Below are 14,705 nucleotides of genomic sequence, written 5' to 3' on the forward strand. Positions count from 1 at the left end.
TGGCTCGTGCCTGATGATGACGAGCTTGAGCAGCGCGTACGGCAGCTGGAGCACGACCACCGGCTGACGCGCTGGTACACGGGCCGGGTGGACCGGGACCTGGCGGAGATCGCGGCGACGCAGACTGAGCACACGGAGACGCTGGCGGCCCACACCGGGCGGTTCGACTCGGTGGACGCCCAGTTGCGGAGCCTCACGCAGATGGTGGGGGAGGTGCTGCGGCGGCTGCCGGAGCCGGACGGGCCGGAGGGGCCGACCGCGGGGCTGTCGGAGTAGCGGGATCAAGATCAACGCCATGCTTTACCCGTGTAATTGGGCGGCAGGCACCCGCAGATGATGGTAAGCGTCAGCAACGACGGCAGAGAGATTTCCCAAGTGCCGCAAGGGGGTGGGTGACAATGGCAAACGTCAGCAAGATCAAACGGCAAATCGCAGGGTTGCTGGTTCGAGTCCAGCTGGAGGAGCCAAACCCCCAGGTCAATGACCTGGGGGTTTTATCTTGTGGCCCGTTTCCGGGGCGGGGCATTCGTGACTGCGTCCATCACCCAGGGGGACAGCCGCTGACGAGCGGGCGGTCAGCTTCCGGGTAGGCGGATCGACTGGGCGTGGTGGAAGGTGTCCAGCGGATCCCAGCGGGCCTTGACCTGCTGGAGGCGCGGGTAGTGCGCTCCGTAGTACAACGTCGGCCACGGCACGCCGGAGCGGTTCCAGGTGGGGTCGCCCAGGTCGACGTCGGGGTAGTTGATGTAGCAGCCGTCGGTGAGCTCGTTGGCCACGGGCACGCCGCCGGTGTCGGGGAAGACGCCGGAGTAGGCGTCGCGCACCCAGCCGATGTTCGCGGGGTCGGCGGCGGGGTCGCTCCAGAATGACTGGATCAGCAGTTTTTGCACGGAGTCGCGCTGGACCGCGGCGGTCGAGTCCGGCCCGGCGGCGTTGACCTGGCCGCCGTAACCGAACAGCACGGCGCCGGAGGCGGGGTTGGCGACGTCGGTGCGGGTGAGCTGGTCGTAGAGGGCACCGGCCTGCTCGTCGCGCAGGGCGCGGCGGAAGTACGCGGCCTTGTGCTTGCCGCGCAGGGTCGGATCGATCAGCGGCGGCGTGCTGACGCCGAGCAGCCGGGTGGCCTGCAGCCACGGCAAACGCCTTGGCTGCGCCAGTTCCGGGGAGGCGGCGATGTCGCCGATCCGCCCGGTGGCCGGAATCGAGGCGCCGACGCCGTCCAGGATGGCGGCGCGGAACTCGGCCAGCCGGGTGCCGGCGTCCGGTGCGTCGCTGTTCACCAGGATCAGCATCCCGAGGGCGCCGGCGTTGCGGTGGTTGAGCGCCAGGATCGACGACACCACACGGGAAGGACTGTCCGGCTCGCTGTTCGCCTCGTGCCAGCGGCCGAAGTTGCGCAGGAGTCGGGTGAAGGTGGCGCGATCCATGCTCGCCCAGTCCAGACCGACCATGTTCACCAACACGGTCGCCGGGGGTCGGGGAAGCAGCGACTGCGGACTGCTGCCGACAGCGTTGGGCGACCGCATCCAGTATTTGGTGACGATGCCGAAGTTTCCGCCGCCACCACCGGTGTGGGCCCACCACAGATCCCGGTTCGGGTCGTTGTCCTCACGAGTGGCGACCACTGTGCGGACCGTCCCGCTCTGATCGACCACAACAACTTCGACGGCGTACAGATGATCCACCGTCAGACCGTGCAACCGGGACAGCAGGCCGTAGCCGCCGCCCATGATGTGACCTCCCGCGCCCACGGAGGGACACGAACCTCCGGGGATGGTCACCGACCAGTGGCGCAGCAAGGTGTCGTACACCTGGGACAGCTTCGCCCCGGGCCGCACGGCGAACGCGCGCATGGCCGGGTCGAAGTCGACCTGGTCGAGCAGCGACAGGTCGAGTATCACTCGGGTGTTGTCGTCGTACACGAAGTTCTCGTAGCAGTGGCCGCCGCTGCGCACGGTGAGCCGCCGGCCGCCGCGCACCGCGTCCTGCACGGCGTGCGCCACCTGCTCGGTCGTGGTGGGCAGCACGACCTGGTCCGGACGGGCCTGCCACCGGGTGTTGTTGCCCACCACCAGTGCCGGGTAGCGGGAATCGTCGGGACGCACGACCACGGTGTCACCCGGCCCGGCGGTGGCCCCCGGTTGCTCGGCCGCCGCGGCCCGGCCGGGCAGGCCGGCCAACAAGGCGGTGGCTGGTGCGCTCGCCAGTATCCGGCGGCGGCTGATCTGCTGGCCGCTCACGCGGTCAACTCCTCTCCGGGCAGGATCCGGGCCAGCTCGACGCGTGACCGGATGTCCAGCTTTCTGAAGATCCGCCGCAGGTGGTAGTTCACCGTGTGCGGCGACAGGCTGACCCGGGTGGCCACCTGCCGGTTGGTCATGCCCGTGCCGACCAGCTGGGCGATCACCCGCTCGGTGTCGGTGAGGCAGCCGAGCTGGGCGGTGTCCGAACCGGTGCGGGCCGGGCCGGGTCGACCGACCCGCTGGGCTGGCAGCCGCAGCTGGATCGTCCGGACCTCGGTGCGCAGCTGCCGCAGCACGGACACCGGAATGCGTTCCAGGATGTCCTGCCGCGCCGTCCCGTCCCGGAAGAACAGGGTGTCGTCGCCCTGGCACAGGACCCGGTTGCGTAGTGCCTCGTTGATGACCGGCAACAGCGCTGCCACCGGTTGTCGCAGCAGCAGGGCGACCTCGCCCGGAACGAAGGCCGTGCCAACGACGGCGGCCACCTGCAAGAAGTACTCGCAGTCCAGGGAAAGCGCCGGAGATTGGCCGGATTGGTTCGAGACCCGCTCGGCGGCCGGACTGTCGTCGGGACGCGCAGGATCGGTCGAATCGGACATGATTCCCCCCCAAGAATCACCCAGGTACAGCCTTGTGCGAGCTGGTCATTCACCGCCGCCGACCGCGGCGTCCCCCTTGTTCCCCGTCTTGCCTGTAACCGTTTTCTGTTCGGTCGCGGTGCGGTGCAGCTCGTCGACTATCGTGACCAGTGTACCAGCGAAGTACGCCTCTGTTTTCGACAGGAATTCCGGTTCACGCTCCGCGCGTTCCGCTCCGGCCGGGGACAGCACGATCGTCAGGGTGAGCGAAACCCCTTGTCCGTCAACGGAGATCTGATTGATGATCGTTTCGAGGTCTGGGTCGGTGAGCTGTTCGAAAACGACCCTCCGCTTCGGTTCGAACGTCACGCGCTCCTGTTGTCGAACGGTGTCCGCGATGGTGATCTCGCGGACGAAACCGGCCTCGGTCTTTTCGAGCACGGAGCATGCGGTGATCGCGGGAATGTAGCCGACCGGATTCTCTGCCTTGTTCCGCAGGCCGGTCCACAGTTCTTCCACGCTGAGCTGTACGGGAAGCGTTGAAACCAGGTTTCGCACTGATTTCAGCCTTTCTTGGCGACGATCATGTGTCACGGGCCGCCGTGGCCGAGCATGGATCAGCCCAACGAGGCGGCCATGTGACGAGCCTCGCAGGGCCGCGCATCGCCGGCATCACGTGTTCACGTGATTTCTTGCTGATCAAGACTGAATAGATTATCGGATGCCGGATGTTCTGGCCGGCCGAAGTGTGCGGAAACCACTGTGTGATCGAAAGGATACGAAACGTGTCGGCAGAGGGAAAGACCGCGATCGTCACGGGCGCCTCACGGGGCATCGGACGCGCGATCGCCGAGCGGCTCGGCCGTGACGGCGCCCAGCTCGTCGTGCATTACCAGAAGAACAAGGAGGGCGCCGAGGAGGTCGTCGCGGCGGTGCGGAAGGCCGGCGGGCGGGCGATGTCGGTGGCCGGCGACGTCTCGTCGGCCGCCGACGTGCGCGCCGTGTACGAGGCGGCCCGAACCGAGTTCGGCGGCGTGGACATCGTCGTCAACAACGCCGCGATGGGTGCGGGCGGGCCGATCGAGTACATGTCGGAAGCCGAGTTCGACCGCGTGGTGGCGGTCAACCTGCGCAGTGTGTTCCTGTCCGGTCAGGAGGCCGTCCGGCACCTCGCCGACGGCGGCCGGATCGTGAACGTGGGCGCCAGGGTGCCGGCCGCCGCCGTCTCGATGCTGGGCGTGTACGGCGCCACCAAGGCCGGGGTGGAGGTGCTGACCCGGTCGCTGGCCCACCAGCTGGGCGGCCGGGGCATCACGGTGAACGCGGTGGGACCCGGCCCGACGGACACCGACATGCTCGGTCCCGACGCCCGGGCCAACCTGGCCATGATCGTGAACGGCACCCCGCTGGGCCGGCTCGGCCTGCCGGCCGACGTCGCCGGCGTGGTGTCCTTCCTGACCGGCGCGGACGCCGGCTGGATCACCGGCCAGACCATCTACGTCGACGGCGGCTTCAACTAGGGAATCCGCCGGACATTCATGTGATTCAGGGGAGGAATTGCACATGTTCGGAGTCACACGCCGCCGGTTCCTGACGGGACTCGCGGCGGGGGGTGGTGTGGCATTGGCCAACGGTCTGATGTCGCCGGTCGCCGAGGCGGCGACCGGCGACACCGTCGCGCCGAGCGCGCTGACCGTAGGCCCGACCGATCCGCGCTACGGGGACCTGGTGCGGGGCACGAACCTGAGGTTCACCGGTCAGCCGCAGTCCGTGCGGATCGTCACGAGCGCCGACCAGGTCGTGCCGGTTGTGCGCGAGGCCGTGGCGGTGGGCAAGCGGGTGGCGGTGCGCAGTGGCGGGCACTGCTACGAGAACTTCGTGGCCGATCCGGCCGTGCAGGTGGTGCTGGATCTCGCCCAGCTGTCCGACGTCGGCTACGACCCGGTGCGGTGCGCCTTCTACGCCCAGCCCGGCGCGACGTTGGAGAAGGTGTACAAGGCGTTGTTCCGAGGCTGGGGGGTGACGATTCCCGGCGGCACCTGCCCGTCGGTCGGAGTGGGGGGCCACATCGCGGGCGGCGGATATGGCGCGCTGTCCCGGTTGCACGGTCTGACGGTGGATCATCTGTACGCCGTCGAGGTTGTCGTGGTGGATCAGGGTGGGACGGTCCGGACGGTGGTGGCCACTCGTGAGGACAACGATCCGAACCGGGATCTGTGGTGGGCCCACACCGGTGGTGGCGGTGGCAACTTCGGCATCGTCACCAAGTACTGGTTCCGCTCGCCCGGGGCCGGCACCGGTGACCCCGGCGGGCTGTTACCCAGACCGCCCGCCGAGGTGCTCGTGTCGGACGTGTCATTCCCCTGGAGTTCGCTCACCGAGCAGGGTTTCGCGCGGTTGCTGCGCAACTACGGCGACTGGATGACCGACCACAGTGGACTCGACCCGTCCGACCAGGGACTGTTCAGCCAGCTCAAGCCCCAGCACCAGGTGGCCGGCTCGTTCGCGCTGACCACCCTGGTCGACGGCTCCAGACCGAACGCCGACCAGACGCTCGACGGCTTCCTGGCCGCGATGTCGGCCGGCACCGGCGCCACCCCGATCGTCAACGAGCGCCGCCGCCTGCCCTGGCTGCACGGGGTGGAATGGCCCGGCTTCACCGGCGGGCGCAACCCGACGTTCCGGTTCAAGATCAAGTCGGCCTATCTGAAGACCGGCTTCACCGACGGCCAGATCGCCGCGATACACCACCACCTGACCCGCACCGACCACCAGAACCCGTTCTCCCTGCTGCTGATCACGTCCTACGGCGGACAGGTCAACACCGTGGCGCCGGACGCGACCGCGGTCGTCCAGCGGGACTCGGTGCTCAAGCCGCAGTTCGTGACGTTCTGGAACGACGGGGACGACGCGGCCAACATCGCGTGGGTGCGGGAGCTGTACCGCGACGTGTTCGCCGGCACCGGCGGCGTGCCCGTGTCGAACGACCGGCAGGACGGCGCGTACATCAACTACGCCGACGTCGACCTGGCCGATCCGGCCTGGAACACCTCCGGCGTGCCCTGGTCGACGCTGTACTACGGCGGGAACTACCCGAGGCTGCGCCAGGTGAAGAGCAAGTGGGACCCGGGCAACCGGTTCCGGCACGCGCTGTCGGTCGAAACGGCCTGACCGGACGTCGCGGCCGCCGGGTGTGAGCCCGGCGGCCGCGATCGTCGGTCGTCCACTCCGCGATCAGGCGGCAGCGGCGCTGCGGCGCATGATCAGCCGCGTGAGCAACGCACCGACCAGTGCCACTCCCGCGGCGCACCACAACGCGGTCGAGTAGCCGACCACCAAGGCGTGCAACGGACCGTCCGGCGCGCCGATCGCGAGGTTGTGCTCGGTGCGGCTGTCCGCGACCACGGCCAGGACCGCCAGGCCGAGTGCCCCGCCCGCCTGGTAGGTGGTGGTGGCCAGGCCCGAGGCGGCGCCGGCGATCGGGCCGTCCAGCCCCATGGTGCACACCACGAACGACGACACGATCGACATGCCGAGGCCGAACGACCAGACCGTCGCCGGCACCACGAACGTCATCACGACGGATCCGTGCTCGCTGATCGTCAACGCCCACGCGGCCAGCGCCACCGTCTGCACCAGCAGACCGAGCATCAGCACGTTGTGCGGGCCGCGCCCCAGCAGCCGCGGCGCCACCTGGGTGCCGAGCAGCATGCCGATCGGCACCGGCAGGTAGATCAGTGCCGCCTCGGTCGAGCCGAAGCCCTCCACCTTCTGCAGGAACAGCGTGATCAGGAAGAACGTCCCGATCAGGATGGTGCCGACCAGCGCGAAGATCGTGTTGCCGAACACGATGGAACGCCTGCCCAGCAGCACCGTGGGGATCATCGGCCGGGCGGCCGTCCGCTGCCGCACCACGAACGCCACCAGCAGCACCAGCGCCCCGGCGTACTCGCCTAGCGTCGCCGCCGACGTCCAGCCCTGCGCGCTGCCGCCGACGGTGGCCAGGATCAGCAGCACCAGGCCGCCGGTCGCGGTCACCGCGCCGATCACGTCGAGCGAACCCCCGCCGGACGGCACCGTCGATGGCAGCAGCCGGATCGCCGCCACCAGCACGATCAGGCCGATCGGCCCGTTGATCAGGAAGATCCACTGCCAGGCCGCCGTGGTCAGCAGTCCGCCGAGCACGAGGCCGACCGGCGCGGCCACGCCGGCCATGCCGCTGAACATGCCGATCGCCTTGTTGCGCTGGGGGCCTTCGGGAAAGATGTCGGTGATCAGGGCCAGCGCCGCCGGGGTGACCAGCGCCGCGCCGATGCCCTGCAGCAGTCGGAACAACACGAGTTGCCACGGCTGTTGGGCCGCCGCGCAGGCCAGCGAGAACACGGCGAACATCGCGACGCCGGCCACGAACAGCCGCTTGCGGCCGACGATGTCGGTGGCCTTGCCGGCCAGCAGCATGAAGCCGGCGAAGCCCACCACGTAGCCGTTGACCACCCAGGCGATGGTGGTGGGCGAGAAACCGAGGTTGTGCTGGATGGACGGCAGCGCGATGTTGACCACCGACGCGTCCATCACCGACATGAACTCGATCAGGGCCAGGACCCAAAAGACCCGCCAGGGCCCGCCGCCGGCGGCGGGCCGCGCGGGCTCCGCGGTCGCGGGCCGCCCTCCATTGATCTGACTGTCCATTCGAGTGAGCTCGCTTCCGAAGTCGGGTGGGCCTGCGCGTTCACAAGCCGCGCGCGTATCGATAATGGAGCTGTCGAAGGCCATCGACATCACGTGTTCCCGTGATGCGGCATCCCGGGTCAATTGGGCACCATCACATCGGAAACGCGCGACGCGCCTCGCTCGGCCGGTCCGGGACGGTAGGCGCCGCAACATATATCCCTGGAGGGCTGATTCGTATGGTGTCGTTCAACCATACCGTCCTGGTCGAGGAGTCCGAGGGCGTGCGGCTCTCGGCGGACACGTTCTGGGAAATCCTGGTCGGCAAGGCAAGAAATCCGGTGCGCTACGTGCCGTCCATCACGGCGGCGCGAGTGATCGAGGACCGGGGGGACGAGTTCGTTCGGGAAATCGTGCTCCGGGGTGCTTTCACGGTTCGGGAGCGGGTTCGCCTGGAGCCCCCGAACCGCATCGTGTTCGAGCAGCTGGACAATCCGGATCTGGCCGTCATCACGAACGAGATCGGCGCCGACGAGGCCGGCCGGCTGACCTTCACCTTCGGCGCCGTGCTGTCCCCCGCCGGTCTGGAGCGCAGCCGCCGGGAACCCGGCTTCATCGCCGAGAACGACCTGCTGTTCTACGACACCGCCCGCGCGACGGTGAACACCACGCTGCTGTACGCGGAGCTGAACCAGCAGCTGATCGACCGTTAGGAGCCCGTTGTTCTCGACAATGGGCTCGCCTGCGCAGCAACGAACACGAGGAAAGGCACGACGGTGACCGGACGTGTAGTGCATTTCGAATTGCCGGCGGACGAGCTGGCCCGGGCGACGAGCTTCTACGGCGAGGTGTTCGGCTGGGGCCTGATCCCGACCGGGCCGGGGTCCGCGCTGGCGCGGACGGCGCCGAGCGACGAGTACGGCCAGCCGACCGACGCCGGCGCCATCAACGGCGCGTTCGCCGCGCGGCAGGCGCCGATCACCGTGCCGGTGGTCACGATCGGCGTCGACGACATCGAGAAGACCCTGGAGCGCGTCGAGGCCCACGGCGGCCGACGGGTTCAGGCGAAGACGCCGGTCGGCGACTTCGGCTTCGTCGCCTACTTCACCGACACCGAGAACAACACGGTCGGGCTGTGGGAGTACGCGGCGAAGTCCTGAGCTCGGCCGACCGGGGCCGGCGTCGACCTCGACGCCGGCCCCGCTGCCGATCCAGCACTACCCGCACGAGTAGTGCGGCCCCCGCTCCGCTTCGGCTAGTTTGGTAATGCAGGCCGAATTCGGCGCATGCACGACGATCATGGTCGGAGCATTCAAGGGGGGAACCGGTGGCCCGCGACCTATCACGGGAAACTGCGAACAATATTTCTGATCCACCCGGTGTTGTCGACGGAAGATTATCTTCTTCATCGGCGGGACAGCAGCCGGAATGGGAGGAGGATTCCGCCGTCGCCGCCGTGCGCGCCGAACTCGCGGCCCTTCCGCCGCTTGTCGGCCTGGACGAGGTCGCGACGCTGGGAAAACTGCTCGCCGAGGTGGCGGCGGGCGAACTCCAGGTCATTCAGGCCGGCGACTGCGCGGAGGACCTCCGGGAGTGCGAGCCGGATTTCGTCAGCCGAAAGGTCGGGTTGCTGGATTCGCTGGCCGGACTGATGCGGGCCAACTCCGGGAAACCGGTCATCCGGGTGGGGCGGATCGCCGGGCAGTTCGCGAAGCCGCGGTCGAACCCGACCGAACGACGGGGCGACGTCGAGCTGCCGGCCTTTCGGGGGCTGCTGGTCAACGGCCCGGAGTTCGACCGGGCCAGCCGTCGACCGGATCCGCGACGCATGCTCACCTGTCACCACGCGGCCGCGCGGACCCTGGACTTCCTGCGCAGCGGCACCGTAGTGCCGGGGGAGCCGGCGGTGTGGGCCAGTCACGAGGCGCTGGTGCTGGACTACGAGCTGCCCCAGGTCCACCGGGACCACGCCGGCCGGCCGCTGCTGACCTCGACGCACTGGCCGTGGATCGGCGATCGCACCCGGCGGCTGGACGGCGCGCACGTCGGCCTGCTCGCCTCGGTCGCAAACCCGGTCGCCTGCAAGATCGGCCCGGGCGTCTCGCCCGCGGAGGCCGTCGCGCTGGCCGCGGCCCTGGACCCGGACCGGATTCCGGGCAGGCTGACGTTCATCGCCCGGATGGGGGCGAACCTGGTCGCCGACCGGCTGCCTGACCTGGTGGCCGCGATGCGGGCGGCCGGCCGTCCGGTGATCTGGCTGTGCGATCCCATGCACGGCAACACGATCAGCGTCGGCGGCCGCAAGACTCGGCTGCTGCCCGCGCTGCGCCACGAGGTCACCGAGTTCCAGCGGGTGCTCGCCGCGCAGGGTGTCGACGCGGGCGGTCTGCATCTGGAGACCACGCCGTTGCCGGTGCGTGAGTGCCTTGAGTCCGAACAGGACGATGCGAACGGCCCGTACACGACGCTGTGCGACCCCAGGTTGAACACCCAGCAGGCGCTCGGGTTGGTCGAGGCCTGGACCCGGGTGGCGGTGCTGCGCTGACCGGAATCCGGGATTTGCACTGGAGCGGCCGGGTAGGCTCGGTGGAGGACACGAGGGCGTTCATGCGTTCTGTCGGCATCCGGGGGAGGACTGCGGGCATGGTGCCTGGCAATCCGTTGGTCGGCCGCGAGGCCGCCGTGCGGCGATTGCGTGTGGCGATGGCGGCGGTGGCCGACGGCACGGGTGGCTGCGTCCTGGTGGACGGGCCGGCCGGCATCGGCAAGACGCGGCTGCTGGCCGAGATCGCCGTGCATGCCGGCGAGCAGGGCCTCGCGGTGGCCAGGGCGGCCGCGGCCGAGCTGGACCGGATCGCCCCGCTGAGCGCGCTGCTGCGGGCGTTGCGCGCCGCCGACCCGCCGGTGCTGGACGACGCGGCCATCGCCGAGCTGGCCGACGAGAAGAGCAGCCGGTTCTGGGTGCTCGACCGGCTCGGCGACCTGATCGAGGAGTACACCGCGACCCGGCCGCTGCTGGTGATTCTCGACGACATCCACTGGGCGGACGAACTCAGCGCGCTGGCGCTGCGGATCCTCGTGCCGGCCCTGCGCAGCTCGCCGGTGCTGTGGCTGCTGGCGCGCCGGCTGGACACCGGGGACGGGCCGACGCGACAGGCGGTCGACCGGCTGGCCGCCGAGGGCGCCGACACCCTGACCCTGCCGCCGCTGGCCGAGGCCGGCATCGCGCGGCTGTGCGAGCTGGCGTTGGGCGCGGTTCCGGACGACGCGCTGTTGGAGCTGGTCCGGCGGTCCGGCGGAAACCCTTTCCTGGTCGAGCAACTCCTGCGGGCGCTGCTCGACGACGGCCGGGTGGCGATCGACGGCGGCCGGGCCGAGCTGGCGGCCACCGAGCTGCCGCGAGTCTTCCTCAACATCGTCGACCAGCGGCTGCGTTCGCTGAGCCCGGAAGCGCGGCGGCTGGTCGACGCCGTGTCGGTGGTGGGCGGCCCGGTCACGCTGCACGAGGCGGCCGGGCTCATCGGCGTGCCGGCCGTGCAGCTGTTCGACGCCGCCGAGGAAGCGGTCCGCGCCGATGTGTTGGTGCACGCGGGTTTCGAGTTGGCGTTCCGGCACGACATCGTGCGGGAAGCGGTGTACGAACGGCTCCCGGGTCCGGTGCGGCACGCGTTGCACCGCGAGGCCGTGACCGTGCTGCTCGCCGAGAGCCGCCCGGTCACCGAGGTGGCCAAACACGTGGTGCGCGGCGCGCGCAAGGGGGATCGCCGGGCGATCGGCGTGCTGCTGGACGCGGCCGCGTCGATCGAGCAGCGGACCCCCGACACCGCGGCCGGGCTGCTGCTGCGCGCCCTGGAGGTGATGGACGAGCAGGACGAGGAGCGGATCCGGGTGTCGGCCGACGCGGTCCGGCTGCTCGCCTCGGTCGGACGGCTGGCCGAGGCCAGGGAACTCGCCGGCACCGCACTCATCCCGGGACTGGATCCCACCAGCCAGGGCTCGATCCTGGTCGGGCTGACCGAGGCGCTCAAACACGTCGGCGAGCACGCCGCCGTCCTGGACATCACCGGGTGCGCGCTGGACCGGGACGCGGTGCCCGGCCCGGCTCGGGCTCATCTGCTCGCCGTGCGGGCGCACGCGCTGCTGTTCTCGGGCCGAATGGACGAGGCCGAGGCCGCGGGCGCCGGGGCGATGTCCGCAGGCCAGGCCACCGACCAGCAGGACGCGGTGGTGTTCGGGCTGGCCGCGCGCACGATGGTGTCGCTGAGCCGAGGCGAGGTGGACACCGCCATCCAGCTGGCGCGCGACGCTGTCGGGCTGGCGGCCCGTGCGGGTGGTGCCGCGCAACGCAAGCAGCCGACGCTGTGGTTGGCCCGCGCGCTCGGCGCGGCGGACCGCTTCACCGAGGCCGACGCGTTGCTGGAGGCCGGGGAACGCGACGCGCGCCAGGTCGGCGTGGTCTGGTCGCTGCCGCTGTGGCACTTCTACCGTGCCGAACTGCGGCTGGCCGCCGGGCGGTTGGACGAGGCCGAGGTCGAGGCCGAGGCCGGTCTGTTGGTCACCGAGCGATTCGGGGCGCACGCCCTGGCCATCGCACTGCTGGGCACGCTCGCCCAGGTGGCGCTGCGCCGGGACCGGCTGCCCGAGGCCACCGGATTCCTGGACCGGGCCAGGACACTGACCTCCGCCGGCATCGGAGAGGCGCCGGAGGACCTGAACTGGGCGCTGGCCTCGGTGACCGTCGCCGAGGGCGACAATGCGGCCGCGCTGGCCCGGCTGGCCCCGGTGTCTGACGCGCTGCCCGACCGTCTTCTGCTGTTCACCCAGGATCCCGGGGTGGCCCCGCAGCTGGTGCGACTGGCCCTGGCTGCCGGTGCGCCCGCGGTGGCCTCGCGGGCGGCCACGGCGATGTCCCGGCTTGCCGCCCGCAACCCCGACATCGCCTCGCTGGCCGGTGCCGAGGCCCACGCCAACGGCCTGCTGCGCGACGACCGGGTGCTGCTCACCGCGGCGGTCCGCGCCTACCGGTCCAGTCCACGGGTGCTGGCCCGGGCGGCTGCCGCCGAGGACGCCGCGCGGGCCGAACAGGCCGCCGGCGCCAAACCCGCGGCCCAGCTGCTGCTGGACGAGGCGTTGGACATCTACGGACGCTGCGGCGCCCAGCGCGATCACGCCCGGGTCGAGCAGGCGCTGCGAGCACTCGGCGGCCGCCGTGGCCAGGTGACCCGGCCGGCGGCCAGGAAGACCGGCTGGGACAGCCTGACCGAGGCGGAGCAACGGGTCGTGCGGCTGGTCGCGCAGGGCCTGACCAACCGCAAGGTCGCCGCGCAGCTGTTCCTGTCGCCGCACACCGTGGACACCCACCTGCGCCATGCCTTCGCCAAGCTGAGCGTGTCCACGCGGGTCGAGCTCACCCGCAAGGTCATGGAGCACACCATGGGCCAGGATCACGCAAAGGCGTGATGCGGCCGGGGATCATCGGCGGGCACAGTCGAATCGGCACCGTGTGCACACCGAATCCCGTGGGGGGAAACGAATGAGCGTGGCCGAGCACGACGTACCCGTGGTGATCGTCGGCGCGGGCCCGGTCGGCGCCGTCATGGCGCTGCAGCTGGCCGCGTCCGGAGTGGACAGTGTCGTGGTCGAGCGGACCGCGACCGCGTCCCGGCATCCCAAGATGGACTTCCTCAACGGCCGCAGCATGGAGCTGCTCACCCGGCTCGGCCTGGGGCCGGACATCCGGGCGCAGGGTGTTTCGCCGGCGCACCGGTTCAACTTCCGTTGGCTGCACGGGCTTTCCCGACCGGAACTGTCCGAGTGGGACTATCCGTCGGTGGACGAGACCAGGGCCGAGATGGCCGCGGTGAACGACGGCAGCCAGCCGCGCGAGCCGTACCAGCGCATCCTCGGCTCCCGTCTGGAGGAACTCGGCCGGGCCCGCTGCGCGGCCGCCGGGCCGGTCGATCTCCGCCTGGGCTGGTCGTTCGCCGGCCTGACGCAGGACTCGGACGGCGTGACCGTCGAGCTGGTGGACCCCGAGGGCGGCACGGACACCGTCCGGGCGCGCTACGTGGTCGGCTGCGACGGGGCGAACAGCGCGGTCCGCCGGGCGGCGGGCATCGAGGTCGACGAGCAGGGTCCGCGCGTCGAACACCGTGACGTCTACTTCCGCAGCACGGATCCGGCTCTGCACGCCAACGGCCCCTTCTTCCTGGCCATCCTCTCCAGCGGCCTCACCCTGGTCTCCCGGGACGGCGACCAGACCTGGACCGGCACCTACCCGCTGCTGACCGAGGCGGACGCGGCGGCCGACCCGGTCGCGGTGATCCGCAAGCGGCTGGGCGTGGACCTGGAGGTGGACGAGGTGCTGGCGATCGCGCAGTGGGAGGGCCGACTCGGCGTGGCCGCCACCTATCGCGCGGGTTCGGTGTTCCTCGCCGGCGACGCGGCCCACCAGTTCTTCCCGACCGGCGGCCACGGCGCGAACACCGGCATCGGCGACGCCGTCGACCTCGGCTGGAAACTGGCCGCGGTGGTGTCCGGCTGGGGAGGCCCCGCGCTGCTGGACAGCTACGACGCCGAGCGGCGGCCGGTGGCGTTGTTCAACCGGGAGATGTGCGCCAACCTGCTCGAGGTGTGGCGGCGCTTCCCGGCGCTGGCCGCCTTCGGCGCGACCGACCGGCAACTGAGCGGCTTTCTCGACCGCGAGCGCTACCAGATCAGCAATCTCGGGATCCACTTCGGCTACGGCTACCACCGGAGCCCGGTGATCCGGCACGAGTCCGGCGTGGAGCCGCCGTGGGACTGGCACCGCATCGTGCCCACCACCTGGCCCGGCCGCCGGCTGCCCAGCGTCCGCACCGAGGCCGGCGCCGAGCTGCACGACCTGCTGGGCACCGGGTACACCCTGGTGGACACCTCCGGCGTGCAGGCGGGCAAGCCGATCGCGAGCGCCGCGGACGCGCTGGGCGTCCCGCTGACCTACCTGGACGTCACCGACGAGCGGTTGCGCGAGGTGCTGGCTCGGCGGCTCGTGCTCGTCCGCCCCGACCAGCATGTGGCCTGGCGTGGCGACGAGGTCCCGGAAAATCCCTCGGCGCTGCTCGAACTCGTCACCGGAAAATAGTTCCCGCCGTTTCACACTACCCGTTGAAGTAGTTGCCGACCGCCGCCGCCGGTCGCCATTCTGGAGGGAGGAAGACGGCTGTTCCGGGTATGG

12 protein-coding genes are annotated in these 14,705 nt (G+C 70.4%); 8 read left to right on the top strand and 4 right to left on the bottom strand.

The genetic code is table 11. From position 1 onward, the window contains the following. Positions 1–6: 6 nt before the first annotated feature. Complete coding sequence (locus tag AB0M73_RS12150; protein ID WP_363890203.1) at positions 7–276, top strand: hypothetical protein; 270 nt, start codon at positions 7–9, stop codon at positions 274–276. 299 nt (positions 277–575) lie between these two features. On the opposite strand, the gene AB0M73_RS12155 is transcribed toward AB0M73_RS12150, so the two are convergent. From AB0M73_RS12155 to AB0M73_RS12165, 3 genes are read right to left on the bottom strand one after another with little or no spacing between them, the layout of a single operon-like run. Then, on the bottom strand, positions 576–2,240 hold the full coding sequence (locus AB0M73_RS12155) for an FAD-binding oxidoreductase (RefSeq protein ID WP_363890206.1): 1,665 nt from the start codon (positions 2,238–2,240) through the stop codon (positions 576–578). Next, on the bottom strand, positions 2,237–2,842 hold the full coding sequence (locus AB0M73_RS12160) for a helix-turn-helix transcriptional regulator (RefSeq protein WP_363890208.1): 606 nt from the start codon (positions 2,840–2,842) through the stop codon (positions 2,237–2,239). Before AB0M73_RS12160 ends, AB0M73_RS12155 begins: the two co-directional genes overlap by 4 nt. A gap of 45 nt (positions 2,843–2,887) precedes the next feature. After that, entirely contained in the window at positions 2,888–3,379 is a 492-nt protein-coding gene (locus tag AB0M73_RS12165; RefSeq protein ID WP_363890210.1) for an AtaL-like protein, read from the bottom strand. A gap of 227 nt (positions 3,380–3,606) precedes the next feature. Here AB0M73_RS12165 and AB0M73_RS12170 point away from each other — a divergent pair, with 227 nt between their 5' ends. Together AB0M73_RS12170 and AB0M73_RS12175 are read left to right on the top strand one after the other, a co-directional pair. After that, positions 3,607–4,341, top strand: coding sequence for a glucose 1-dehydrogenase (locus AB0M73_RS12170; protein WP_363890212.1), 735 nt, complete (start codon positions 3,607–3,609; stop codon positions 4,339–4,341). A 43-nt stretch (positions 4,342–4,384) separates the two neighbouring features. Continuing rightward, positions 4,385–5,992 carry an FAD-binding protein gene (locus tag AB0M73_RS12175; RefSeq protein ID WP_363890214.1) on the top strand — a complete coding sequence of 536 codons (1,608 nt, stop codon included), beginning with the start codon at positions 4,385–4,387 and terminating at the stop codon, positions 5,990–5,992. Between the two features lie 63 nt (positions 5,993–6,055). On the opposite strand, the gene AB0M73_RS12180 is transcribed toward AB0M73_RS12175, so the two are convergent. Further along, positions 6,056–7,510 carry an MFS transporter gene (locus AB0M73_RS12180; RefSeq protein ID WP_363890216.1) on the bottom strand — a complete coding sequence of 485 codons (1,455 nt, stop codon included), beginning with the start codon at positions 7,508–7,510 and terminating at the stop codon, positions 6,056–6,058. Positions 7,511–7,728: 218 nt separating this feature from the next. Between AB0M73_RS12180 and AB0M73_RS12185 the strand changes: the two genes are divergently transcribed. The 5 genes from AB0M73_RS12185 (at position 7,729) to AB0M73_RS12205 (ending at position 14,612) form a co-directional block, all read left to right on the top strand. Then, positions 7,729–8,202: an AtaL-like protein gene (locus AB0M73_RS12185; protein WP_363890219.1), complete on the top strand. Its 474-nt coding sequence runs from the start codon at positions 7,729–7,731 to the stop codon at positions 8,200–8,202. A gap of 63 nt (positions 8,203–8,265) precedes the next feature. Continuing rightward, a complete protein-coding gene (locus AB0M73_RS12190) occupies positions 8,266–8,649 on the top strand; it encodes a VOC family protein (RefSeq protein ID WP_363890222.1) in 384 nt (127 codons plus the stop codon). 203 nt (positions 8,650–8,852) lie between these two features. After that, positions 8,853–10,034, top strand: coding sequence for a 3-deoxy-7-phosphoheptulonate synthase (locus AB0M73_RS12195; RefSeq protein ID WP_363890280.1), 1,182 nt, complete (start codon positions 8,853–8,855; stop codon positions 10,032–10,034). Positions 10,035–10,132: 98 nt separating this feature from the next. Next, the gene (locus AB0M73_RS12200; protein WP_363890225.1) at positions 10,133–12,949 is read left to right on the top strand and encodes an AAA family ATPase; all 2,817 of its coding nucleotides are present in this window, start codon (positions 10,133–10,135) and stop codon (positions 12,947–12,949) included. A 73-nt stretch (positions 12,950–13,022) separates the two neighbouring features. Further along, entirely contained in the window at positions 13,023–14,612 is a 1,590-nt protein-coding gene (locus tag AB0M73_RS12205; RefSeq protein ID WP_363890227.1) for an FAD-dependent monooxygenase, read from the top strand. Positions 14,613–14,705: the final 93 nt, after the last annotated feature.

This window comes from Kutzneria sp. NPDC051319 (assembly GCF_040682195.1).
In the GTDB taxonomy this organism is placed as follows: Bacteria; Actinomycetota; Actinomycetes; order Mycobacteriales; family Pseudonocardiaceae; genus Kutzneria.